This is a genomic window from Streptomyces sp. NPDC051555, assembly GCF_044454405.1.
Taxonomy (GTDB): domain Bacteria; phylum Actinomycetota; class Actinomycetes; order Streptomycetales; family Streptomycetaceae; genus Streptomyces.
Window position 1 is genome coordinate 295,850 of the sequence record NZ_JBITDP010000005.1, and the last position, 19,971, is coordinate 315,820.

23 protein-coding genes are annotated in these 19,971 nt (G+C 70.2%); 7 read left to right on the forward strand and 16 right to left on the reverse strand.

Annotated features, from left to right (window positions below; translation table 11 throughout):
- Nucleotides 1-23 precede the first annotated feature (23 nt).
- Both ACIBEA_RS14525 and ACIBEA_RS14530 read right to left on the reverse strand, forming a co-directional pair.
- The gene (locus ACIBEA_RS14525; protein ID WP_399260618.1) at nucleotides 24-875 is read right to left on the reverse strand and encodes a DUF317 domain-containing protein; all 852 of its coding nucleotides are present in this window, start codon (nucleotides 873-875) and stop codon (nucleotides 24-26) included.
- Nucleotides 876-904: 29 nt separating this feature from the next.
- Complete coding sequence (locus tag ACIBEA_RS14530; protein ID WP_399260620.1) at nucleotides 905-2,197, reverse strand: acetyl-CoA carboxylase biotin carboxylase subunit family protein; 1,293 nt, start codon at nucleotides 2,195-2,197, stop codon at nucleotides 905-907.
- A gap of 103 nt (nucleotides 2,198-2,300) precedes the next feature.
- On the opposite strand from ACIBEA_RS14530, the gene ACIBEA_RS14535 reads away from it, so the two are divergent.
- Genes ACIBEA_RS14535 through ACIBEA_RS14545 form a run of 3 tightly spaced genes read left to right on the forward strand, consistent with a single transcriptional unit; the run spans nucleotide 2,301 to nucleotide 6,284 of the window.
- Nucleotides 2,301-3,407 (forward strand): tyrosine-type recombinase/integrase, encoded by a 1,107-nt coding sequence (locus ACIBEA_RS14535; protein ID WP_399260621.1) that lies wholly within the window; start codon nucleotides 2,301-2,303, stop codon nucleotides 3,405-3,407.
- A gap of 12 nt (nucleotides 3,408-3,419) precedes the next feature.
- The gene (locus ACIBEA_RS14540) at nucleotides 3,420-3,767 is read left to right on the forward strand and encodes a helix-turn-helix domain-containing protein (protein WP_399260623.1); all 348 of its coding nucleotides are present in this window, start codon (nucleotides 3,420-3,422) and stop codon (nucleotides 3,765-3,767) included.
- 9 nt (nucleotides 3,768-3,776) lie between these two features.
- On the forward strand, nucleotides 3,777-6,284 hold the full coding sequence (locus tag ACIBEA_RS14545) for a hypothetical protein (RefSeq protein WP_399260625.1): 2,508 nt from the start codon (nucleotides 3,777-3,779) through the stop codon (nucleotides 6,282-6,284).
- Nucleotides 6,285-6,372: 88 nt separating this feature from the next.
- Here the strand turns inward: ACIBEA_RS14545 and ACIBEA_RS14550 are convergent, their stop codons facing one another.
- From ACIBEA_RS14550 to ACIBEA_RS14615, 14 genes are all read right to left on the reverse strand, one after another.
- A complete protein-coding gene (locus ACIBEA_RS14550; protein WP_399260627.1) occupies nucleotides 6,373-6,705 on the reverse strand; it encodes a hypothetical protein in 333 nt (110 codons plus the stop codon).
- A 174-nt stretch (nucleotides 6,706-6,879) separates the two neighbouring features.
- Complete coding sequence (locus ACIBEA_RS14555) at nucleotides 6,880-8,142, reverse strand: MFS transporter (RefSeq protein ID WP_399260628.1); 1,263 nt, start codon at nucleotides 8,140-8,142, stop codon at nucleotides 6,880-6,882.
- A 92-nt stretch (nucleotides 8,143-8,234) separates the two neighbouring features.
- Nucleotides 8,235-8,906, reverse strand: a complete 672-nt coding sequence (locus ACIBEA_RS14560) for a winged helix-turn-helix transcriptional regulator (RefSeq protein ID WP_399260630.1) — start codon at nucleotides 8,904-8,906, stop codon at nucleotides 8,235-8,237.
- The gene (locus tag ACIBEA_RS14565) at nucleotides 8,903-9,757 is read right to left on the reverse strand and encodes a winged helix-turn-helix transcriptional regulator (protein WP_399260632.1); all 855 of its coding nucleotides are present in this window, start codon (nucleotides 9,755-9,757) and stop codon (nucleotides 8,903-8,905) included. The genes ACIBEA_RS14560 and ACIBEA_RS14565 overlap by 4 nt, the downstream gene beginning before the upstream one ends.
- A gap of 30 nt (nucleotides 9,758-9,787) precedes the next feature.
- Complete coding sequence (locus ACIBEA_RS14570) at nucleotides 9,788-10,111, reverse strand: hypothetical protein (protein WP_399260634.1); 324 nt, start codon at nucleotides 10,109-10,111, stop codon at nucleotides 9,788-9,790.
- A gap of 82 nt (nucleotides 10,112-10,193) precedes the next feature.
- Nucleotides 10,194-10,601, reverse strand: a complete 408-nt coding sequence (locus ACIBEA_RS14575; RefSeq protein ID WP_399260636.1) for a hypothetical protein — start codon at nucleotides 10,599-10,601, stop codon at nucleotides 10,194-10,196.
- Nucleotides 10,598-11,044, reverse strand: coding sequence for a hypothetical protein (locus ACIBEA_RS14580; protein WP_399260638.1), 447 nt, complete (start codon nucleotides 11,042-11,044; stop codon nucleotides 10,598-10,600). The genes ACIBEA_RS14575 and ACIBEA_RS14580 overlap by 4 nt, the downstream gene beginning before the upstream one ends.
- Before the next feature lie 162 nt (nucleotides 11,045-11,206).
- Complete coding sequence (locus ACIBEA_RS14585) at nucleotides 11,207-11,914, reverse strand: hypothetical protein (RefSeq protein ID WP_399260640.1); 708 nt, start codon at nucleotides 11,912-11,914, stop codon at nucleotides 11,207-11,209.
- Between the two features lie 24 nt (nucleotides 11,915-11,938).
- Nucleotides 11,939-12,634 (reverse strand): hypothetical protein, encoded by a 696-nt coding sequence (locus tag ACIBEA_RS14590; protein WP_399260642.1) that lies wholly within the window; start codon nucleotides 12,632-12,634, stop codon nucleotides 11,939-11,941.
- Complete coding sequence (locus ACIBEA_RS14595) at nucleotides 12,585-13,043, reverse strand: GNAT family N-acetyltransferase (protein ID WP_399260644.1); 459 nt, start codon at nucleotides 13,041-13,043, stop codon at nucleotides 12,585-12,587. Before ACIBEA_RS14595 ends, ACIBEA_RS14590 begins: the two co-directional genes overlap by 50 nt.
- Nucleotides 13,044-13,135: 92 nt before the next feature.
- The gene (locus tag ACIBEA_RS14600; protein ID WP_399260646.1) at nucleotides 13,136-13,750 is read right to left on the reverse strand and encodes a DUF3631 domain-containing protein; all 615 of its coding nucleotides are present in this window, start codon (nucleotides 13,748-13,750) and stop codon (nucleotides 13,136-13,138) included.
- Nucleotides 13,747-14,223 carry a hypothetical protein gene (locus ACIBEA_RS14605; RefSeq protein ID WP_399260647.1) on the reverse strand — a complete coding sequence of 159 codons (477 nt, stop codon included), beginning with the start codon at nucleotides 14,221-14,223 and terminating at the stop codon, nucleotides 13,747-13,749. Before ACIBEA_RS14605 ends, ACIBEA_RS14600 begins: the two co-directional genes overlap by 4 nt.
- Complete coding sequence (locus tag ACIBEA_RS14610) at nucleotides 14,220-14,858, reverse strand: DUF4913 domain-containing protein (protein ID WP_399260649.1); 639 nt, start codon at nucleotides 14,856-14,858, stop codon at nucleotides 14,220-14,222. Before ACIBEA_RS14610 ends, ACIBEA_RS14605 begins: the two co-directional genes overlap by 4 nt.
- Before the next feature lie 145 nt (nucleotides 14,859-15,003).
- Nucleotides 15,004-15,756 carry a DNA-methyltransferase gene (locus ACIBEA_RS14615; RefSeq protein ID WP_399260651.1) on the reverse strand — a complete coding sequence of 251 codons (753 nt, stop codon included), beginning with the start codon at nucleotides 15,754-15,756 and terminating at the stop codon, nucleotides 15,004-15,006.
- Nucleotides 15,757-16,225: 469 nt separating this feature from the next.
- Here ACIBEA_RS14615 and ACIBEA_RS14620 point away from each other — a divergent pair, with 469 nt between their 5' ends.
- From ACIBEA_RS14620 to ACIBEA_RS14635, 4 genes are all read left to right on the forward strand, one after another.
- Nucleotides 16,226-17,356, forward strand: a complete 1,131-nt coding sequence (locus ACIBEA_RS14620) for a C40 family peptidase (protein WP_399260653.1) — start codon at nucleotides 16,226-16,228, stop codon at nucleotides 17,354-17,356.
- A 147-nt stretch (nucleotides 17,357-17,503) separates the two neighbouring features.
- Nucleotides 17,504-17,812 carry a hypothetical protein gene (locus tag ACIBEA_RS14625; RefSeq protein ID WP_399260655.1) on the forward strand — a complete coding sequence of 103 codons (309 nt, stop codon included), beginning with the start codon at nucleotides 17,504-17,506 and terminating at the stop codon, nucleotides 17,810-17,812.
- Nucleotides 17,812-18,507 carry a hypothetical protein gene (locus ACIBEA_RS14630; RefSeq protein WP_399260657.1) on the forward strand — a complete coding sequence of 232 codons (696 nt, stop codon included), beginning with the start codon at nucleotides 17,812-17,814 and terminating at the stop codon, nucleotides 18,505-18,507. Before ACIBEA_RS14625 ends, ACIBEA_RS14630 begins: the two co-directional genes overlap by 1 nt.
- Nucleotides 18,508-18,536: 29 nt before the next feature.
- Nucleotides 18,537-19,889 carry an ATP-binding protein gene (locus ACIBEA_RS14635; RefSeq protein ID WP_399260658.1) on the forward strand — a complete coding sequence of 451 codons (1,353 nt, stop codon included), beginning with the start codon at nucleotides 18,537-18,539 and terminating at the stop codon, nucleotides 19,887-19,889.
- Nucleotides 19,890-19,971: the final 82 nt, after the last annotated feature.

Genomic DNA, 19,971 nt, shown 5'->3' on the forward strand with positions numbered 1-19,971 from the left:
TGGGGCCTCCTGGTTCGGCGGGATCAGCGGCGGGCAGCGGGGCGGGCCGCAGCGGGGAGTCGGGCACCGGGAACCGTGGCGGTCGACCAGCGGTGAACGCTGGCGGGACGCACCGTCGGGGGTGTGCGGAGGCGCGCGAGGTCGAGGGGGGTGGGTGTGGGCGGCTTCGTCGGCACCACGGGTGTGAGCTGGGCGTGCCGCTTGGTCATCTGGGACAGCTCGCCCTCCCACCGCAGTACGGGCTCGGGGTTGACGACGGCCGTGGCGGTGGCGGCTATCAGCTCCACCGGCGTACGGCTGCTGAAGACGGCGTACCAGGAGGAGTAGGAGCGCTCCGGCCCGCCCCACATTCCCCAGCGCGTGTCGTTGGTTACCAGCTCGCGTGCCTCGTCGAGGGGGCCGTGGTCGAACCAGGCTCCGGCGAGTCCGTCCGGCGAGGTCAGCTCCAGGCGGCCAGGCACGATGTGAGTTCGCCAACCCGCTTCCATCAGCGGACCGAAGCCACTGCGGACACCGCCGGGGCTGCGCAGGTCCGAGCCGTCGTCCCTCTGGTAAGCGGCGACGAGCTGGCTGGTGAAGGCGGTGACGAATTCGGTGGGGGCCTTGTCGTTGAAGGCGGCGGCCCACCGTGGTGCACCGAAGTGGTGCTCGTACGCGCTGATCTTCCACAGGGCGTCGTCGTCGCCCTCCGGCATGTAGCCGATCCGCACCCGCTGGTCAGGAGCAGGGAGGAAGACGTTTCCGTGGTCGTCCCAGCTCGGTTTCCACCCCGCGTCGAGGGCGGGCTGGAGACCCGGGTCGCCCTCGACGGTGGATCCGGCCAGGTAGCGGGGGCTGACGTAGTAGTCCCCCGCGGGTTCGTCGGTATGAGTCATGGGGTCCTGGGGCATCGGCGACGGTGCGGCTAGCTGAGCTCGCCGGCCGCGAGCGTGGTGACGGTGATGTGGGCAGCGGTCTGTGCAAGTCGCTGCTCGACCTTGGCGACGTCGTAGCCGGTGACGACGTAGAGCCCGGCCCGCGCGACGTCCACATCGCCTTCGGGCGGCAGGACGATCTCGTCGCCGGGGCTACGGAGCCACTGGAGGCGCTCCAGCCACAGGGCGTTGTCCATGAACTGCTCGTCGACGCCGTGGTGGGTGAGGATGCCGGAGGCTTCCGGGTACAGCAGGGTGATGCCGGCGGCGCGGATGCGGGAGGGGCTCAGGTCAGGAGTGGCGCCGCAGGCGAGATCGGCGGCGGCGCGGGGCAGGTCGATGCCGGTCGCGAGGCGGACCAGGTGGCCGATGAGGTCGCCGCCGATCCTGCCGTTGACCTCGATGATGCGCGGACCGGTTGCGGTCAGACGCATTTCGACGTGCTGGACGCCGTGGTCGATACCGAGGGCCCGGATGGCTGCGGCTGCGATCGGCGCAACCTGGTCCAGGAGCGGATCGGCCCCGTCCACGGTGTGCCCGGTCTCCTCGAAGTACGGGGCGAAGCCGAGCTGCTTGCGGGTGACGGCCACGGCGGTGGTGGAGCCGTTCTGGGTGACGCATTCGACGCTGATCTCCGGGCCGTCGAGGTACTCCTCGACCAGAACGTCCGTGTTCTCGCCTCCGTGCAGGGCCGCGCCGGCGGTGGCGAAGGCCAGGGCGCGCGGGAGTTCCTCGACCGCGTCGACCCGGATGACGCCGACGCTGCCTGCCTGACCGGCGGGCTTGAGAACAACCGGGTAGCCGATCCGTTCGGCTACGAGCGCGGCCTCCAACAGGCTGGCCACCTGGACGGAGCGGGCGGAGGGAACCCCATGCCGGGCCAGGAGCGTGCGCGTGACCTGCTTGTCCCGGCAGTTGTGCATCACCGCAGGCGAGTTGGACTTCACGCCGAGCGCCTCGGCCAGGTGAGCGGTGGCGACCAGTAGGACTTCGTTCCAGGTCAGGACACCGGCGATGGTGTGGCGGCCGGCCAGGGCCTGCCCGGCCGCGAGAAGGGCATCCGGGTTGTACGGGTCGGCGACCTCATGGTCGATGACGTAAGGGTCTTCCCAGGTGATCGGGCTCGGCGTGATGACGACGACGTCGTAGGCCTCGGAGACCTGTTCCAGACAGTAGCCGCGGTAAACGGAATCTCCGGGGGCAACGACGAGGAGGACAGGGGTCCGCGCGGAATTGCGTTCGTTGCACGATTCAGAGGGGTTGAACGTGGTGGTCTGCGACATTGTGCGCGTTCCTTTCAGGGGAGGTTAATGGCATTGACCTGCACCGTTGCAGAGGAGCCTGCATTTGATGCATGATTCGCCCACCTAGTGGATGGGTGGGTCTGTGTCTGGAACGGTCGCGAGCGAGAGTTCAGCCCGGTTGGTTCTGCTATCCGGTGTCTCGCTGCTGCATCCCGAGGAAGCGGTCTTCGAAGCGATGCTGGAGGGGTGGGAACGGCAGCAGCGGGGAGGCCGCCAGCTGCAGCCCGACACCGTCCGGGGGCGACTGAACCTCATCCGCCGCTTCGGGAAGTTCACCAACCGCTACCCGTGGCAGTGGGCGGCGGCCGATGTCGATGAGTGGATGACCCACTTGACGTCCGAACTACACCGGGCGGAGTCGACAATCCGCGGCTACCAGACGGGACTTCGTCTTTTCTGCGACTACATCACTTCGCCCCACTACCAGTGGCCAGCGGAGTGCGAGAGCCGGTTCGGCACCCACCCGGTGCAGGTCTGCCACGAGTGGAACACCGTCGCTCACCTGGTCGACTACGAGGGCGACCCCGACCGGCGGCCGATGACCCGCGAGGAGATCCAGCTCTTCTTCGACTACGCCGACGACCAGGTCGACCGCGCGATCCGCCTCGGCCGCAAGGGAGCCCTCGCCGCCTACCGCGACGCGACGGTCTTCAAGGCCATCTACGGCTGGGGCCTGCGCTGCACCGAGACCTCGAAGCTCGACATCACCGACTTCTACCGCAGCCCCAAAGCGCCCGAGCTCGGCCGGTACGGATCGCTCCACGTCCGGTACGGGAAACGGTCCAAAGGCACGCCGCCCAAACGCCGGATGGTGCTCAGCGTCATGCCCTGGGCCGTCGACGCGGTCGAGGACTACGTGGTCAACATCCGCTCGCGCTACACCTCGGCCTCGAAGAAGCCCGCTCTGTGGCTGACCGAGCGTGGAGGGCGCCTGCGGCCCCGGGAGATCGAGGAGCGATTCGCCGCTTACCGTGACGCGCTCGGGCTGGAAAAGGAGCTGGTCCCGCACTGCCTGAGGCACAGCCACGTCACACACCAGATCGAGGACGGTGCCGATCCCACGTTCGTCCAGAACCAGGTCGGACACCGGTATCCGTCCACCACCGCCCTCTACACCGGCGTGAGCGGGGACTTCATGAACACAATGATGCGCAAGGTTTTGGACCGTGCCCTGAACAACGGGCAGTAGGGAGTCGTCGACGTGACCGCCAAACTGGACTACCGCTGGCACCTGCGGGAGATCATGGCCACCCGCGGCATGTTCTCCACCACGGACCTTCGCCCGCTGCTGGCTGAACGCGGCATCGATCTCTCCCCCAGCCAAACGTACCGCCTGGTCGTCGAGCGGCCCGAGCGACTGAGCCTGAAGACGCTCATGGCACTGCTCGACATCCTCGGCTGCACGATGCCCGAGCTGATCGAGCCCGTGGCCGTCCCCCGGGCGGGCCGCCGCAAGGCTGCTGCGGGCGGCACCATCGAACAGCCCGGCCAAGGCCCTTCCGGCGTAGGCGACTTCAGGCCCAAGCGCGCCAGGATCGTCCCCGAATAGGAGAACCGCGTGGCCTCTGCCCCTCTGCCCCGCGTTGCCGCCGAGCCTGAACGCGTGATCGAGGAGGCCGTCCTGGCGGCCGAACCGGACCTGGCGGCCCCGCTGGTGGAGGCCGTCCTCGTCGCGACGGTCAAACGCAGACCGGCTCGGCGCGAGCTCGCCGAGGCGCTGATGGCCGACCCCGGCCTGCTGACCTCCGGCCGCCCCGAAGGGCCGCGGGCCGTCGAACGGCTGATCCGGGCACTTCTCGACCAGGGTGCCGTGAACCTGAAACTGCCGTGCTGCGCCCGCTGCGGCAACGCACGGCCCCTCAAAGCGTGGGACGGCGACCAGCGGATCTGTGGCTCGTGCCTGGCACGCCGTATCGCGGTCGCCAACCCGTGCGTGATCTGCGGCAGCAGGAACTTCTCCGGCCGCGACCACCTCGGCCGGCCTCGGTGTCGGCGGCACGCGCCGGACGAAGGGCTCGACGTCCTGACCGAGCTGTGCAGGCGCATCTCCGTCCTCGCCCCGGGCCTGTCGCACTTGGACATCGCCAATGCCGTCCGCACCACGGACAGCAGCCGCAACGGGCAGACCCGGCTCCTTCGCGCCCTGGAGGAGGTGCCCGGGCTGCTGAGCGGAGACGGCGCCCACGGACCACCACGAACCATCCGTCTGATCAAGGCCCTCGCCGACCGCGGAGCTTCGGCGCTGGCCATACCGCCATGCCCCTTCTGCCTCCGCGACGTACCGCTCAGCCACACGCGCCAGGACCTGCGCTGCTGCACCATGTGCTGGCGCGCGACCCGCACCCAGCAGTGCTCGCACTGCCACCGGGAGAGATGGATCGCCTCCCGGACAGCCGACGGCGAGCCTCTGTGCGGGCCATGTGGGAAGACCGACATCCTCAACCAACTGCCCTGCACCAGCTGCGGGAACATCGCCCCCATCGTCCAGCGCACCGGGGACCAGGCCCTGTGCCAGCGCTGCTACCAGCGCCCCACCGCGACCTGCTCCAACTGCGGACAGCTCCGGCCGTGCTACTACGCCAGCACCGGAACCCCCAGGTGCGGGCCATGCCACTCCAAGGCGCAACCCCACAAGATCTGTACCAGCTGCGGAACCGAACGTCGCGCCGTCTACCGAACCCCGGCGGGCGACCCTCTCTGCACGCCTTGCGGAGCCCCACGTGTCCCGTGCGTCACCTGCGGACACACGCGCAGGGTCACCGGCCGCACCGCGCAGGGCGAACCCCTTTGTGAGGGCTGCTGGGAGAGACACCCGCGAGCACGCCGCCCCTGCACCACGTGCGGAGCTGTCGAGAGGCTCTACCACCACGGCCTGTGCACCGCCTGCGCCGCCCAGCGCACTCTGCTCAGTCTGCTCACCGGACCCGACGGCGCCGTACGCGAAGACCTGACCCCATCCCTCCACGCCATGCGGCTCCTGCCGCCGGCCGCCGTCCTGCGATGGCTCAGGGGAGTACCGGCCCTGCGCGCGATCCTGAAGGAACTGGCCTCGGCTCAGGGGCCCGTCACCCATCAGACCCTCGACCTCTGCCATCCGCCGAAGGTCGTCAGCGCCCTGCGCGCTGTCCTGATGGCCGGCGGCGCCCTGCCCGACCGGGACGAACATCTCGCCGCCCTCGAACAGTGGCTGCCCCGGACCTACGCCCGCATCGAGAACACCGCAGACCGCAAATCGCTTCGCAGCTACACCACTTGGAACCCCATGCGCCGGCTGCGCCGACTGCCCTCCGGGAAGAAAGTCACCCACGGCCAGGCCGACGCCGTCCGCCACGAAATCCGCAACGCCGTACGACTCCTGGAATGGCTCCGAGCCCAGGACCTCGCCCTGCGCGACTGCACGCAGGATCACCTCGACGTCTGGCTCGCCGACGGCCCCGACGCCCGTGCGCTCGTTCGATCCTTCCTCCTGTGGGCCCACCGCCACGGCCACGCCCGACCACTCGACGCTCCCAGCCTCAACAGCAACGCCGCGGTCAACCTGATCGCCCGGGACCAGCGCTGGAGCATGGTCCGCCACCTCGTCCAGACCACCAGCCTCGACGTCGTAGACCGCGCGGCAGGACTCCTCCTGCTGCTCTTCGGCCAACCGCCGAGCCGCATCATCCAGCTCACCACAGACCACGTCGTCGACCACGGAGACAAGATCACGATCCGCCTCGGACGCACCCCAGCCGAACTGCCCGCTCCCCTCGACGACCTCATCCGCCAACTCGTCGACCGGCGTCAAGGTCACGCTGCCGCGAGGCCCGCCGAGGAGTCCAAGTGGCTCTTCCCCGGTGGACTCGTAGGCCGACCGCTCAGCCCTGCCCATCTGAGTAAGCGCCTCAAGGCCGCAGGGGTCCGGCCCCGCCTCGCCCGCAACACAGCCCTGATGGACATCGCGTCCGAGCTGCCAGCCGCCGTCGTGAGCCGCCTGCTCGGTGTCCACCAGAACACCGCCGACGCCTGGCGCCTCGAAAGCGAGGGCCCTGGAGCCGCATACGCGGCAGACCTCATCCGCCGCTGAGCATCCATTCCGCACGTTCTGACAACGCGGGTTACCAATAGTCTGGTGGGTCAAATACAGCTCCAAGAAAGTGGGGTTCGAGAGCGGTTCAGCGGTGCGCAGCGCGGTGGCTGGCAACTGCTCCAGGAGGAGCGGCCTGTACCGGGAGCGCAGGGGCGACGGCGGGAGCGGTGGCGGGCAGGTGCTCCATCTGTCGCACGAGTGCCGTGGCGAGCTCGATGGGGTCGATGCCCGCTTCTTCGGCCTGCATCCCCAGCAGTGCTTGGACGCGGTCTTCGGGGAGGGCCGGGTGGTTCTGCGTGTACATCACGGTCCACTCCTCGCTGCAGAAGATCGCGAACGAGGCGAGGTGCATGATGGTGGTCCGCTCGGTGCTGGCGTCGGCGGGCGGGACGTACAGCTCGCCGCCGTTGTCTGTCATGGTCTGGAAGCCGAGCCGCTCGAGCACGGCGGCTGCCTGCGGAAGATCGCCGAGCAGGGCAATCCACAGCGGTCGTACGTAGCCGGGGGTGTGGCCGTACAGGATGTCGGGGCTGGTGAGGTCGTCGATGACGTGTCCTTGCGGTAGTGGGTGTGGTGAGGGCGACCGGGGTGGTCAGGCCGCCTGCGTGTACGCGGCCTGAGTGGCCAGTGCGGGGTCGCGCCGCATCTGCCAGAACGCGACGGCGAGGCCTAGGGCCTGCAGTGCGGCGCAGACAGTGAGGACTTGGCCGAGGAGGTTGGCCGGGGTCATAGCGACGAGCAGGCCCGCCACCGGGAAGGGCAGCAGCATGATGAGGATCGTGACGGCGAGGGTGCTGCCGAAGACGGCTGCGGGGATGAGCTTCGAGCGCAGCGTGCGCAGCACCACGGTCATGCCGCCCTCCCCGGCCATGAGGACCGCGACCAGGACGAGCAGCTGGGTGTAGGCGTCGGCCTGCGCGACGGCGATTCCGGCTGCCGCGGCGATGGCCGCGCAGACCGCGCCGACGGGCCAGAGCCCGGCGCGGTCGATGGCGACGCGGCAGACGGCGACGGCGAGGAGGGAGGCTGCCGCGGCGGCGGACCAGATCAGTCCGACCGAGGCGCTGGTGTGGCCCATCTGCTGCACGATCAGGACAGGGGCGGCGGCCTGGAGGGTGCCAGTGCAGATGTTGGAGACGGTCAGTCCGGTGATCAGCCAGGCCAGGGCCGGAAGCGAGCGCAGGGTGGCCCAGCCGACCCTAAGTCCCTGCATGGGCGAGGCGGAGACCTCGGCGGTGCGGTGGAGGCGGTCGCGGGGGGCGAGGGAGGCGGCCAGCAGCGAGAGCCCTGCGATCGTGAGGAGCATGCCGGTGCGCCCCGCGTACTGCAGGAGCAGGCCGCCGGCGGCGGAGCCGGTCAGGTTCGCGGTGTTGTCGATGCCGAGGAGGGCCGACTGGATCTTGTGCTCGCTGTCACCGGCCTTGCGCCCTGCGAGTGCCCCCGCGGTTTCGGCCGCCACGTAGCTGTATTCGGTCAGTACGCCGGTCACTGCGGCCAGGCCCATCACGGCGATGGTGGCGGGCAGTCCGTCGTCGACCAGGGTGAGCGCCGCGACGGCGGCCAGCAGCACCAGGGCCCGCAGGGTGGCGGCCATCCGGAAGACCCGCGTGCATCCCCACCGGTCGACGGCCGCGCCGGCCCAGGAGAACGCGGCGAGTCGGGGCACCCACTCCAGGGTGAAGGCGATCCCGGTCAGCGCGGCGGATCCCGTTGTGGCCAGGACCAGCAGGGGGATGGCGTACGTGGCCATGCTGAAGGACACGGCATCCGCGCAGCGCGGCAGGTAGATACGGCGCGTGATGCCGAAGTTGGGGATACGGGCGTGGCGGCCACCGACGGCTCTGCGACGAGTCATGATCACTTTCAGCGGGAATGCGGCCCGGTCAGCGGCGGCCGGGGGCGGTCAGCGGGCAGGCAGTGGCCCACGATGCGAAGCGGGAACAAGCACTACCGGGGGAAGCGCGGCGCCGGGGTGGAACTGGCATGGGCCGGCGGGAGAGCGGGGCCGGCGACGTGGTGCAGCGCTGTGGTCGGCCTGCCCGGACGGCGGCCCACGGCGTCCATGACCACCTGCGGGTGGGCAGCTGCCCAGTTCGTGAGGACGGCCAGCGCCTGACCGAGTTCCCCTCCGGCCTCGGTGAGCGTGTACCAGCCGTTGGAGCCCGTCCCGATGAGACCGGCGTGAAGCGCCCGCCGTGCCCGGTATCCGTACGGCATGGCCGAAGGGGATTCGAGCAGGCTCACGGTGTGGCGGTCGCGCAGCAGGTAGAGGGTCGCCTCGACCCGGGTGACGAAGTCGCTCTGCGCAGTGGGGTAGTGGTGCCGCCGGGCCCAGCGGGAGAAGGCTTCGTAGACGTCGCCGAGGTTTTGGCCGGCCTGTGTGAGTTCGACGGGGCTGTCGTCGTCGCGGCGCTCGCGCACCTGGAGGAGTCCGCGCTGGCGAAGGGTGCGCAGCCCGTGTTGCAGGCTGTCTGCCGGGATATCGGGGAAGGTGGCCTGAGCGGCTCGGTGCGGGATGGGCCCGTTGTCGTCGATCTCGCTGATGATGCGCGTTGTCCACCGCAGGCTCAGCATCGCGGCGGCGCTGACCGCGTCGGCGGCCGGTCGGGGTGTGCTCATCGGGCCCGGCCCCCCATCGAGGAGCTGGCCGCGGCGGGGCGGGCGGGCTGCGCGTGGGAGAACAGGTTGCCCGGCCGAACGGTTGTGGCCGGCGGGGCTGCAGCGGGGAGGGAACGGTTGGCAGCCCACCGGCCATCGGGGAGCTGCGGGTCGGGGGCGGTCCGCTCGGCCCACAGCGGATGCTCGGCCCGGGTCCGGCGGCCAGCGCCCCACGCGGACAGCGACCGGAAGACCGGGGCGAGTTCCATCCCCTGGGCGGAGAGCTGGTAGTCGCTGTGGCCGAGCCGCTCCACGAGTCCGTCGGCGACGAGCTGGCGCAGCGGCGAGTACAGCAGGGCGGCGTTCCCCCCGGGGAGCACCATGGCGGCCAGGTCCCGGCCGGAGGCGCGTCCCTCGGAGCGCAGCGCCCACAGCAGCGGGGTGGCGTGCTTGGGCGTGATGAGGGTCAGGACGTCTTCGGCGTTCTGTGCCGGGGGTATCCGCTCGACCTCCAGCTCACCGGTCTTCCGGTTCGGCTTCGTCTCCTTGTCCAGGTGGCTGTCGCCGAAGGTCGCGAGGGTGGCGATCACGCTGGTGAGGGCCTGACCACGAGCCGACAGGCGGTAGTTGACGTGGCGTACGTGCTCCTGACGGCGCTCGACGAGGCCGTCGGCGGTCAGACGGGCGAGCCGCGGGGCGAGCTGGCCGTCCTGGAGCATGCCCAGGCGGGGCTTGATCTCGGTGTAGCGCATCGGCTGGTCGCTGAGGGTCATCAGCGTCCACACCGTCCAGCGCGGGCTGAGCATCTCCAGGCTTTCACCGACCCGGGCGAGGTCGGCAGTCAGGGGGCGGGGCAGGCCGGTGGTAGGCAACGGAGGTCTCTCCAGGGGTGCGGGACGGTGTCAGTGAGTGCGCGCGGCCGGTGCGGTGCGCGCGGCGGGGGCGGGCACCGTGGCGGCGGGGGGTTCGTTGCGGCGCAGGCCCTGCAACGCGGCCGTGAGGGCCTTGGTGTGAGCGTCGCGGGCGGTGACGGACTGGCTCAGCCGCTGAGCGCAGTCGAGGATGTGACCGGCGGCGAAGGACCCGATCTCTCGGCCTTCGCCAGTGAACTGGCGCAGACGCTCCAGTTGGAAGCCGATGTTCCGTTCGGCGAAAACGAGGTCGGCGTGGATGCCGAGGAGGGCGCCAAGCAGAGTTGTGGTGGAGGCCCCTTCGGCATGGCGCACAAGGTCGCTCAGGGGACTACCGAAGAGGGATTCGATGCGGTCACGGAGGGCGTCGGATGTGTCGTGGGGCAGTGCTTCTCCTTCACGGGTGACGGGCCGGCGCCGGAGCGGCAACTGGGGCGGGCCGGACCGTCGGGGGCGGTGGCCGGAGGCGCTGCCGATCGGGTCCGGCTGCCGGCATGGAGGTGAGGATGTTGGTGAGCGCGGACAGCAGTCCCTCCCGCGCGTCCACTGCGGCGTCCAGCCACTGGGCGTCCATCCGCAGGTCATCCGGGTTCAGCTCCCCGAGGTCCCGTTGCGGAGCGGTGGACTGGTGCACGCGGTCACGGATCCGAACGAGATGTTCTTCGGCGACGGCGAGGAAGGCCCTGAGTTCCATCACGCGGTGCAAGGCGGGCCCCGCAAGGCCTGATGTGGCGCGCCGGTGCAGGAGGCCGACCGGGTGTCCGAAGGCCGCCTCGATCGCCTGGTCCTGTGTACTCGGCTTCATCGAGCCCGCCCATGAACTCCACTGCCGACAATGGGCGGTTGTGCCGCCGATACGGAGGAAGCCTGAACCCGGCGCAAGGCCACCATGTTCGGCCGGGGGCCACGCTCGGGCGTGTCCGCCATGACAGTGTCGAGCAGCGCCTTCAGGATGACGGCGGGAACGTCGCGTTCCACGACTCCGGTGTTCACGCGGTGGGCGAACTCCCACTGCCGGGGGGTGAGTTCCCCGGGCTCGGCGCCGAGGGCCACGACGAGGTCGTGCTCGGCCTGGCTCAGCCTGTCCTGCGCGGCGGCGAGCCGTCCGTACCAGCGGAGCGCTTCCACAGCTCCCGGACGGGACTGGCCCTGGTCGTGGTCGCGGGCGAGGTCCGGCAGCGTCCGCTGGAACGTCGTTTCGATGCTCTGGGCGAAGAACTCCAGCACATCCTGCTCGCCGTCGGGCACAGAAGACTCCTCTCGTACAAGGTGGGCGGGGTGGCCGCACATCTGGCGCGCACAGCGCGAAGTGCTGGTTCCAGAATCCGCAGAATCCGTGAATTCCGAATTCACGGATCCGCTGGTAAAAGGCCTTGCCCGGGTCCGCCCACTGCGCTGGAAGCCGGAGGGTCAACGGCGGCGGGGAGCTGCTCCGCTGGCAGGTCGCGCGGGAACGGCACGTTGGGGTGCCGGCGTTGTTGGCGGCTTCTGCCGAACACCGTCCGGGTCGTTGAAATACGACTCGGCGGCGTCATAGGTGGGGAATCCAGCTTCGCGCAAGGTGTGGGTGAACTGCGTGAGGTCTGCCTCTTCCACCAGAACCCGGAAGGGGTGGGCGTCCTTGTCGTCGAGGGCTCGAAGCAAAACCGTGATCTGGGGCCGCTTCGAGCCGTCGTTGGTGTAGCTGTCGATAAGGGCGAAGCGATGGCCGTCGCCGACGAGTCGCTCCTGCAGCGCAGTGGTCGCCTCGTTGGCGGGCGCGGTCCCCATGCCCGGCGGCAGGCGGATCCCTTCGCGCGGGCAGCCCCGGGACACGAGCCAGGACTGGGCCATGGCCGACAGAGGCAGCATGGCGTGCTCGAACGTGAAGGTTCTCTCCCCGGGGTCGCGGGCGATGTGCAGGGCGATGATCTGCGGCTCGCCGGGAATCCCCCAGGTGGCGGTCCCATCGTGCAGGACGTGGAAGCTGTGGCGGGCGTCGGCCGAGTGATGTTCGGCCAGCGTCGTCAGCATGTCCTCGTCGGCCTCGATGCGGCCGTAGAAGTGTTCCTCGACCTCGTCGCTGGCCGCTTCGTAGCCGCCGAGCCGAAAGTCTGGGCTGTCCTTGGATGGTGACACTGAATCGGATCTCTCTCGGATTGGCTATCGCAGCTGGCGGTTCCTGCGGACTTCCGCCGCCGCGACGTAGGACGAGCCGGTCGGTGCTGAGCGCGATGGACGGGCTCCCGCGAGTACGGCGCGGCCGGTCTCGGTGAGTAGGACGGGCTGGCCGGCGTGGAGGGAGTGCGAGGTGTCGCGGACGACAAGGTCGGCCCGTTCGAGCCGCTCGAGGACGTACTGCGTGATCCTGGTGCCGGATTCCGTGGCGACGGACAGGCGGCCGGTCAGCAGGTGCTGGTGGAGCTTGGCGCCGCGGGCGATGGCCAGCAGGGCGGCGCAGTCCGGAGCGGACACGTCGGGGAGTCCGTCGGGACGTGCCGTTGGGGCGTTTCGTTCGACCGGCTCCAGGGCTGTGACGGCCTCGGCGTGCAGGGTGTCCCGGACGGCCACGGCCTCCTTGATCTGGCCGACCACCCGGTCGACTCGGGCCAGCAGGGCGGCATCGAGTTCGAACTCGCCGCTGGCCAGGCGCTGAAGGAGGGTCCGGTGGAAGGCAAGGTCGGTGTGCGCCTTGGCCAAGGCGCGGTGCGCCCGCACCAGGTGCGCAATCGGCTCGTCGAGCAGGCCGCGGTCGTGGTGTTCCCACAGTGCGTCGACCGTGGTTCCGGTCGCGGCTTCGATGCGGTCATCAAGACCGGTCAGGGCCTTGCGGACGCCGAGCCGTGTGGCTGGGGTCATGGAAGTCCTCGTCGAAGGGGGGACTGGAGTGGCTGGTGACCTCGGACAGCGACAGCCGGAGTTCGGTGTGGCCGCCGTCGCGCACCGTGGAGGCAGGACCCAGGCGGCGAAGGAGGCCCAGCATGGGGGCGTTGTCCTGCCCGGTGTAGACGCTCAGGGTGTGGGCTCCGCCGGCCAGCGCATGCCGGGCGGCAAAGCGGACCATCCCCATGCCGATACTGCGGCGGTGGAGGTGGTCGGCGACTTGTACGCCGAGGTCGACGACGCCGGGGCTGTGCTGGAGGCGTCCGATGGAGACCAGGGCGATCACCCCGTCGCCGGGCGCGCTGGCGGTCCAGTGGTCCGAGGCGCGCAGCAGGCGCTCGAAGTCCGGTCGGCGGATCCGGAGCCGCCCCCACCTGCGGTGCATCGACTGCTCGCTGCACCGCAGGAGGAAGGCGTTGACCGCGTCCCAGTCTTCGGGGCCAGCCCGGTGGACCGAGCAGGTGGCGAACGCGGCGCTCAGAGCGGCTGGCTGTGCAGAGCCCGTGCGAGGGCACGCCGCGAGTAGGCCTTGCGCCGCCGGCCGTCGGAGAGATCCGTGTTCCGCGGATGGATGTCGTACGGGGCCAGCAGCTTCGCCAGGCGCACGGGAGTGATGTCGGCGTACCTCCAGCCCTTGCCTGCCACGCCCGGTACGCCCGTCAGCTCGGCGACCAGGTCCATGGAGGCCATGGCCTGCGGGTTGCCCCGTCGGCCGAAGGCGTTGAGGCATTCCACGACCAGACGCGAAGAGGTCGTAGCGCCGGCGCTCTCGGCTGCACTACTGGAGCGGCTCACCGTCTGGTCCGAGCAGCACCGGGACGGGGCTGCGGCGCCCGTCGGGGGCTCCGTGGACCGGAACACGTCCAGCAGCTCCAGGAGCGTGGTTCGGCAGGCGCAGCCGGACGGAAGGGGTGCCGCAGTGCCGGAACCGCGGGCGCAGCCGGAGTACAGGCTGCTGCTGGGGGCGGCCTCCGGGCGGTCGGCACAGCAGGCCTCTCGCTCGTATCGCTCCTCGTCGAGGATGTCGAGGAGACCTTCGATGATTCCGTCGATGACGGGGGTCAGGAGGTCGTGCTGGGAGGGGACGGTCAACGGGAGATGCCTCTCGTGGGCGGGACGATCGGGGCGGGTTGAGGGATACCGGGCCGCGTCGCGGGTACGGGCAGCGAGCTCGCGGCGTGCACGGTCGTGTGCGGGGAGCGGGAGCGGGCCGCGTGGGCAAGGGCGCTCAAGGGGCGGCGTTCCCGGCCGAGGCGGGCTGCCACGGTGTCGTACACGTCGTAGCCATCGCGTGGGCGGATGGCCACGACGTAGACCTCGGTGGGGTGCGTGGCACCGGCCGGGGCGGCGCGCAGGGCGTAGACCATCCGCCATTCGGCACGGTGGTCGACGTAGCTCTTCCGGAATCCAGACAGGTCGCCGGTGAGTTTGGCGCCCTGGCGTACGCCGGTGACCGCGTCTTGGAGGTGGGCCAGGGCCAGGTCTCTGATGTCGCCAGGAGCGGCCAGAAGGTCGTTCAGGGCGCGAGGGTCGAACGACAGCCCGTACTGGGGGGCGGTGTTCATTCCGTCTCGCCGGGGAAGGCGCGTCCGTCCACCGAGGTCGGCTGGATCGGTGCGTCGGGGCGCGGCAGAAGCCGGTGGGAGCGCCGTTCAGGGTCGGTGGTGCATGCCGAGAGCGGGCCGCCGGGGGCGCGGACCGCCGCGACGGTGTGGGTGAGGAAGTCCCGGTGCCACACGGCGGGGCCGGAGGGCCCGGCCTCGGGGTCCATGTGCTGGCCCCAGGCCAGCCACAGCGCGTGCAGCCAGCCCACCACGTCCAGGTGTTCCTGCCACTCGTGGCACCAGGGCGTGGCGGTGGTGATCTCCGAGCCGTACACGCCGAGGAAGATGCGCTGCACCCAGTCAGTCAGGCCGTCCAGCTCGGTGTCGAAGTCCTCGCCGTCGAGGGTGAGGATGAACCGGGGCTCCGGCGGCGGGGGCGGCATCATCGGCATGCTGGATCTGGCCGGCATCGCCGGGAACCCGGCGAAGGGCGAGGCCGGCATGGGGTCGGCGGCGAGGCTGTCGAGGAGCCGGGCCTGGTCGGCCGACTGCTCCATCAGCTTGCGAACCGAGGCTTCCAGGTCCTCCAGGTCGCCATCGGCCATTCGGATCGGCTCCAGCTGTCCCTCGTCGTGGGGGTCTATGGATTCGGGCACGGGAAACTCCTTTGAAGTCGCACGGGGCGCGTAGGGAAGGTGCGTTCAACGATGCGGAGAATCCGTGAATTCCGAATTCACGGAAGTGCTGATAGGGAGCCGACGGGCTGGCGGCGGCGCTGATCCGCCACCAGCCCGTCGACTGTCAGGCCGCCAGCGTGCAGTCGCCCTGCGTGAGGGTCTGCGTCAGCGTTTCCGTGAGCCGGTCGGCGGCGATCTTGCTGTACTCGGGGGTCTTCTCGACGCCGATGAAGGAGCGGCCCTCCAGGAGCGCGGCCACGCCGGTGGACCCGGATCCGGTGCAGAAGTCGAGGACCGTGCCCTGCTCCGGGCAGATCTTCACCAGCTCACGCATCACCGAGACGGGCTTCTGCGTGATGTGTTTGCGCTCTGCGCCGGAGGGCTGCGAGGCGCTGTACAGGCCGGGGAGGTAGATGGCCCGGGAGTTGTCCATCGGCCCCTTGGACGCCCACACGATGTATTCGCAGTCCTGGCGGAAGCGGCCCTTCTGGGGCCTGGCCTGCGGCTTGTGCCAGGTCAGGATGCCGCGCCAGAGCCATCCGGCCGCCTGGATCGCATCGGTGGTCACCGGCAGCTGTCGCCAGTCGGTGAACAGCAGCGCGGTACCCGTGGGCTTCGTCAGGCGGTGCGCCTCGGTCATGATCTGCGTCAGCCAGAAGCCGTAGCTCCGTTGGTCCATGTTCTCGCCGGTGAAGTCCGGCAGGGTGTGGCCGGCATCGTTGGACGTGTACTTCTGCCGCGCGGTGCGCGTGGTCCTCTCCTTCGCCGTCCGGCCACCGCTGTTGTACGGCGGGTCGGTGATGACGGAGTCGACGCAGGCATCGGGGAGAGTGGCGAGCACGCTGAGCGCGTCGCCCTCGTGGAGGGAAAAGGGCAAGGGGAACCGTATTTCGGTAGGTGACGGTGTGCCCCGACCGGCATTCAGACAGACCTCGGCCTCACACGGATTCACAGAATCCGCGGGCAGGGAGGGGATGTCGGGGATGGGCAGGAGCCTAGGGCACGATCCGGGAATCGCCTCGGCGCCGATCACTATTTCGGCATTCCCGATTCCGGCCCTAGGGTTTTGGAAGACCCGCCGGGAAGCCCGGTTGGGACATCCCCTCCCCTGCCGGAGATCCCTCATGTCCAGCATCACCTGACAACGGCGCGGACCAGCGTCGAGCAGCAACTCGACCTGCGGTCCCGCGCTGTTGATCACCTACCAGCCGGCCGAAGGCCCTTTCCGTCGCATGCCAGTCCTGCGGCCGGCGCTCACTTCAAGGACCCATCACCGTGGCACACCCATGCCTGAATCCGTCCCGTGTACTGCGCTCCGGCGCTGATACACCGCCGGGCGGGCCGGATTGAAATCGATAGCCGCCATCATCGGCGTCGCCTGTCTCTCCCCCGTCCTGCTCGCCGGGACCGCGGCCGTCGCCGCAGCCGGTTCCGCCGGACGGTCCTCCAGCTGCTCCACAGGCAAAGGCCTCGACACGGCCGCGGTCGCGAAGGCCGTCGAGGCCATCCTCGGTGGCAAGGGCGGCACCAGCCAGGACGTACACGTCGAGGGCCTGGAGCTGCCCGCCGAGCAGATCCCGCACGCCAAGACCATCGTCGCCACCGGCATCTCCCTCCATGTCCCCGAACGCGGACAGGTCGTGGCCCTGGCCACGGCCATCCAGGAGTCCCGACTGCGCAACCTGAACGGCGGCGACCGGGACTCGCTCGGGCTGTTCCAGCAGCGGCCCAGCCAGGGCTGGGGCACCCCCGAGCAGATCCGCGACCCGGTCTACGCCGCCACCAAGTTCTACAACGGGCTGCTGAAGGTGCACGGGTGGGAGCAGGTGACCATCACCCAGGCCGCCCAGGCAGTCCAGCTCAGCGGCTTCCCGGGCGCGTACGCGCAGTGGGAACCGCTCGCCCGTGCCCTGCAGCAGGCCATCGTCAAGACCCTCCCCGGCGGCAACGGCACTCCCACCACCGGCGGCACCCAGCCACCGGCAACCGGCGGATGCGCGGGAGGCGGCGACCTCGGACCGATCCCCGAGGGCGCCGTCCCGGACGGGTACGAGATCCCCAAGGACGCCCCCGAGAAGGTCCGCACCGCGATCCGCTGGTCGATGGGCCAGCTCGGAACGATGTACCAGTGGGGCGGCACCTGCACGAATTCCCGCGGCCCGGACCCGATGGGCCGGTGCGACTGCTCCAGCCTGACCCAGCAGTCCTACAAGGCCGCCGGCATCACCCTCACCCGCACCACGTACACCCAGGTCAAAGAAGGCGACCCGGTACCGGCATCCGCGATCCGGCCCGGTGACCTGCTGTTCACCCGCCCCGGCCCGTCCGGTCCCGAGCACGTGGCCATGGCCATCGGCACCGCCAAGGGCACCCTCCTGGCGATCGAGGCACCCCGGACAGGCAAGCCCGTCCGGATCGTCACCCAGGCCAGCCTGGGCACCATCATCGCCGTCCAGCGGATGGTCCCCGCTTCCTAGCCGCCGCCTGCGGCTTCCCCTCCCGGCCTTCCGGCCGGATCCCCCGCGGCCTCGCGCTGCCCTCGCGCGCCTTCGCCGCGCCCTTCCCCCTTCTCGCGCCACCCGCACCGGCCAACAGCCGTTGCCTGCAAGGAGTCCAGCACACCCATGTCGTCCATCGACCGACTCATCATCCTTGCCTACGACCCGGGCATCACCCCCAACGAAGGCGGCCTCCCGGGCCTTTCGGTCCTCAAGAGCGTCGTCTCCTCGATCAACCTGTACGGGATCATCGCCGTCGTCGGCGCCCTCGCCGTCTCCCTTGCCGTGTGGGCCTGGGGCCACTTCACCGGAGGCCACAACTCCGAGGCGACCGGCAAGAAGGGCGCGGTCGTCAGCGCCGGCGCCGCCCTCGGACTCGGCGCTGCCAACGGCATCGTCATGTTCTTCTCCGCCCTGGGATCGCAGGTCAAGTAGTGGCGAAACGATCCCGCACACGGGCCCGCCCCCGGATGTACCTGCACACCGGGCACTGGTCGTCCAACCGGCGCATCACCGTCCTCGTCATCGGCCTCACCATGCTCGTGGCCCTCGCCGGCCTCGCCGCATGGTGGACCGGCCGCAACGACACCGCGGACCGGCCCAGCACCCCAGCTCCCGGACTCAGCTCTCCCGGCCCGTCCTCCCCCAACCCGGCGACCGGCGGGACCGGCGGCGTGGCCAAGCCCCCGCAGATCGCTGATCCGCTCGTCTACGCAAAGGCCGCGGCCCAGGTGCTGTGGACGTACGACACCCGCACCACCACGCACGCCCAGCAGCTGGAAGGCCTGCACGCCTGGGTCACCCGCGAGACCCAGTACGCCGACTGGACCGGCGTCCAGGCCCAGATCCCCGACCCCGTCCTGTGGTCGCGGATGCACGACAACGGCCAGCACGCCACCGCCCTGATCAGCGAGGCGCACTTCCCCAGCTCCTTCAAACAGGCACTCGCCGACGACCCCGCAGCGCTGACCCAGGCGTACATCTACGTGGTCACGGTCGCCGGCAAGCAGCAGATCACCTGGAACGGCGGCGGGGCCGGAGCCGAGGACCGCACGGCCACCCTCGCCGTGCAGTGCCGACCCAAGACGGACTGCTCCCTGGTCGCCATCGCCCCGAGCGTCCTGCCCTGACCCCCACCCACGAGAGGAGGTAGACCCCTGTGGGCTTCTGCGACCTGCCCCTGGCGAACAAGTTGTGCACGGCTGCCGACGTCATCGACTTCGCGAACAACCCCGGCAAGGCGATCACCGAGGGCATAGGCAACTGGATCGCCAAGAGCATCGGCGAACTCGCTGCCGCAGCCGCCGACCTGGCAGCCGACGCCATCGACACCACCACCAAGGTCGACCTCAACGCCACGTGGTTCCGCGAGAACTACGAGATGTTGCTGCCGATCGGCTTGGTCGTCCTCGTCGCAACGATGTGCGCCCAGCTTGTCCGCGCCGCCTTCCGCCGCGACGGCGAGGCCCTGCGCCAGGCGTTCACCGGCACCGCCTCGGGCGTGATCTTCGCGTTCGGTGCCATCGCCCTGACCACCGTCGCCATCGAGGTCGTCGATGCCCTGAGCGACGGTCTCTTCGCCGCCGCGGGCACGTCGATGAAGGAAGCCGTCCGGCGCAGCATCAAGGTCTCCCAGATCGGCGGTCTTGCCGGACTCGGGTGGATGGTGCCCGGCATCGTCGGCCTCGGAGCCGCCATCGGTGCCTTCATGTTCTGGTGCGTGATGCTCGTACGCAAGGTGGGCATCTTGGTCCTGGTCACCCTGGCCGTGTTCGCCGGTGCCGGCGGCGGCTGGGAGGTCGCTCGCCGGTGGCGGCTCGGCTGGATCGAGGCCACCGCCACCCTGGTCGTCTCCAAACTCCTGATGACCGTGATCTTCCTGCTGGGCATCTCCGCCCTCGGCAGGACCGACGCCAAGGACGGAACCGCCGCGCTCGCCGACGTCATGGCCGGCGTCGTCATCATGTGCCTCGTCCTGTTGTGCCCGTACGCCTGCTTCAAGTTCGTTCACTGGGCTGCTGAGAGCACCGACGCAGAGTCGATCCACCGTGCCGGTGGCGCGGGAGGACAGGTCGCACGGCAGCACGCGGAGAACGCAGCCCGCAAGGGAGCGGCGATGGCCGCGACCGCCGGTACCGGAGGAGCGGCAGCCGGAGCAGGCGCTGCCCCGCAGGGCCCCGACGGCGGAGGCGGATTCCCCGGCGACATCGCCTCGCACTCCACCGGCGGAGGCGACACCAAGGGCCAGGGCGGGCAGGGCGGCGGAATGTCTCCCGCTATGGACGCCCTGAAGAAGGCGGCGCAGCCGCCTCCGACCAGCGTGCAGCAGGACACCAGCGGCCAGGTCGGCGGCACCTCCGGCGCCCCCGCCACCGGTTCCTCCGGTTCAGGCGGCGACCAGTGGGGCGAACGCGGCAGCAGCTCCCCGCCACCGCAGGGGAACTCGCCTTCTTCCGAAGGCACTTCGGCCAGCGGCTCGGCGTCAGCGGCGCCGCCGCCCAGCGGTCCCTGACCGCCGCCCGCTGGCCCCATCCCCGTGGGACGCGCCGCGTCCGCTCCGGCGCGTCCCACGGTTCCACCCGCTGCCCGCCCGC

Bases quoted from the DNA above. Each gene is read 5' to 3' on its own strand.
- ACIBEA_RS14525 (WP_399260618.1), bottom strand. From the start codon at position 875: ATGACTCATACCGACGAACCCGCGGGGGACTACTACGTCAGCCCCCGC.
- ACIBEA_RS14530 (WP_399260620.1), bottom strand. From the start codon at position 2,197: ATGTCGCAGACCACCACGTTCAACCCCTCTGAATCGTGCAACGAACGC.
- ACIBEA_RS14550 (WP_399260627.1), bottom strand. From the start codon at position 6,705: ATGACAGACAACGGCGGCGAGCTGTACGTCCCGCCCGCCGACGCCAGC.
- ACIBEA_RS14555 (WP_399260628.1), bottom strand. From the start codon at position 8,142: ATGACTCGTCGCAGAGCCGTCGGTGGCCGCCACGCCCGTATCCCCAAC.
- ACIBEA_RS14560 (WP_399260630.1), bottom strand. From the start codon at position 8,906: ATGAGCACACCCCGACCGGCCGCCGACGCGGTCAGCGCCGCCGCGATG.
- ACIBEA_RS14575 (WP_399260636.1), bottom strand. From the start codon at position 10,601: ATGAAGCCGAGTACACAGGACCAGGCGATCGAGGCGGCCTTCGGACAC.
- ACIBEA_RS14590 (WP_399260642.1), bottom strand. From the start codon at position 12,634: ATGACCCCAGCCACACGGCTCGGCGTCCGCAAGGCCCTGACCGGTCTT.
- ACIBEA_RS14595 (WP_399260644.1), bottom strand. From the start codon at position 13,043: ATGCACCGCAGGTGGGGGCGGCTCCGGATCCGCCGACCGGACTTCGAG.
- ACIBEA_RS14605 (WP_399260647.1), bottom strand. From the start codon at position 14,223: ATGAACACCGCCCCCCAGTACGGGCTGTCGTTCGACCCTCGCGCCCTG.
- ACIBEA_RS14625 (WP_399260655.1), top strand. From the start codon at position 17,504: ATGTCGTCCATCGACCGACTCATCATCCTTGCCTACGACCCGGGCATC.